Source organism: Saccharopolyspora sp. (assembly GCF_017434145.1).
GTDB lineage: Bacteria > Actinomycetota > Actinomycetes > Mycobacteriales > Pseudonocardiaceae > Saccharopolyspora_C > Saccharopolyspora_C galaxeae.
Genome location: NZ_JAFRFW010000618.1, coordinates 1 through 1,680 on the forward strand (window position 1 = coordinate 1; position 1,680 = coordinate 1,680).

General features: G+C 70.8%; 1 protein-coding gene and 1 pseudogene. Both read right to left on the minus strand.

What is annotated here, in order from left to right:
- Positions 1–363 (minus strand): aminopeptidase P family N-terminal domain-containing protein (locus IJH84_RS17000; protein WP_295146141.1); only part of this gene is annotated, 363 nt, incomplete at its 3' end.
- A 710-nt stretch (positions 364–1,073) separates the two neighbouring features.
- Positions 1,074–1,680 (minus strand): annotated as a pseudogene (locus tag IJH84_RS17005) (beta-xylosidase); the annotation flags it as partial.

Consider the following 1,680-nt stretch of genomic DNA (forward strand, 5'->3'; position numbering starts at 1 on the left):
CTCGGCCAGGGCGTCGCGGCCGTCGACGGTGACGTGCCCGCTCTCGAAGCCGGTGCGGCGATAGCGGGCGGGATCGCTGCCGAGGCGCTCGGCCAGCGTCCGGTCGCTGGGCCGTTCGATCACCCGCTCCAGGTCCGGCACCTGCGCGCTCGCCTGGGTGTCGTAGCGGCCGTCGGTGCTGAAGACCGTGCCGCCCTCGGCATCCGGCTCGTCCGCGGTGCGCACCACGAGCGCGGCCTGCGAGCCGGTGAAGCCGGTGAGGTACCGGATGTTGCGCAGTTCGGTGACCAGCATCGCGTCCAGGTCCTCGGCGCGGAGGAGTTCGCGCAGGGCGTGCCGGCGGCGGGGGTAGGTGTCGGACATGCGGTCAGCCTAGTTGGCAGCGGGCGGGCTGCGAGGGTGTCGGCGGGATGGCGCCGATCGCACGGCATCGGCCGAGCGCGGGCGAGCGTGCGTCGCGACCAATCCGATTTCACCTCCTGCTCGCCGGCATTTCCGGCAACCACCCGGATGCAGACCATCGGCAATCACGTCGAAAACACCCCGGCAACACCCCAGAACCTGGGAAACTCGGTAATTTCACAGAGCGAACGTCCTGCGCACAGCACGTCTGCGTGGTCCGAACCAGATTCCCGTTCCAGCGCTCGACGCGCCCCCGAAAAGAGTAGCGAAAGGCGACGAACAGGCGGTTACGGCAGGTTGCCGACGCTTTCAGACTTGGGATCACCCGGGCTCGTTCGACAGCTCGTCGCCGGGACCGGGTCGCTGCACTCGCGCTGAAGGGGCGTGCTCGGCAGAAGACGCGCATGTTCGGCGGGTCGCTGAGCACCGGCCTCGAGTCACGCACTCACTCCCCGGACCGTTCCGGGAGTTGAGGTCCGCGGCTTCGCGCGTGCGGCTCGGCGGCTCTTCCCCGACAGGGTCGTCCGGCCGCCGCGCGGAACCGCGGGTTCAGCGCAGGACGCACATGGGGGCGGGAGCCCCATGCGCGCGCTGGTCGAGCTCGGCCACCGTCGAACCGTTGGCCCCGGCGGTGGCCGGGCCGGCCGGATCCGTTCCTGCGGCCGTCGGCTTCAGTCGTCCAATTCGTCCACTTCGGATACTCCGACTCCCGTTGAGCGAATTCCCGTGGGCGCCGGATTCGCCGTCGTGGCTCGCAGAAGTTCGATGGGAACCGTCCCGCGAGAGTCCACTTCGGACACCGGGGCGTGGCCGTCAGCGGCACGCACCAGTCCGGGTCCCTCCTGCCACGGCCCCGGCAGGACCACCGGTTCGTAGGGGTGGCGGGTGAAACCGCGGTCCCAGAAAGTGATCGTCGTGCCCTCGGCGGTCTGGTGGGCGATGGCGAACGCCTGCAGGGCATCCACCCACATCCAGTCCGCGCTGAACGCGTCCACAACCGAACGCCCGCGGATCCGCGGATCCGGCCCGACCGGCTCGAAACCGGATTGGGTCAGGGCCTGCACCCGGTCGGTGAACGCGGGATCGCGGGCGCGCTGCACGAACTGGCCCGCGCCGTTCCACCCCGCGCCCGCCGCAGTGGTGTCGGTGAACATCAGGTAGAACCAGCCGTCCAGGTACAGCGCGGAAGGCTGGCCCGCGCCGTAGTCGTTGCTCCGGCGCACCGCCGCGGAGGGCGTCACGATCGGCTCGCCGGCCGCCTCCCGGCGCCACGCCAGC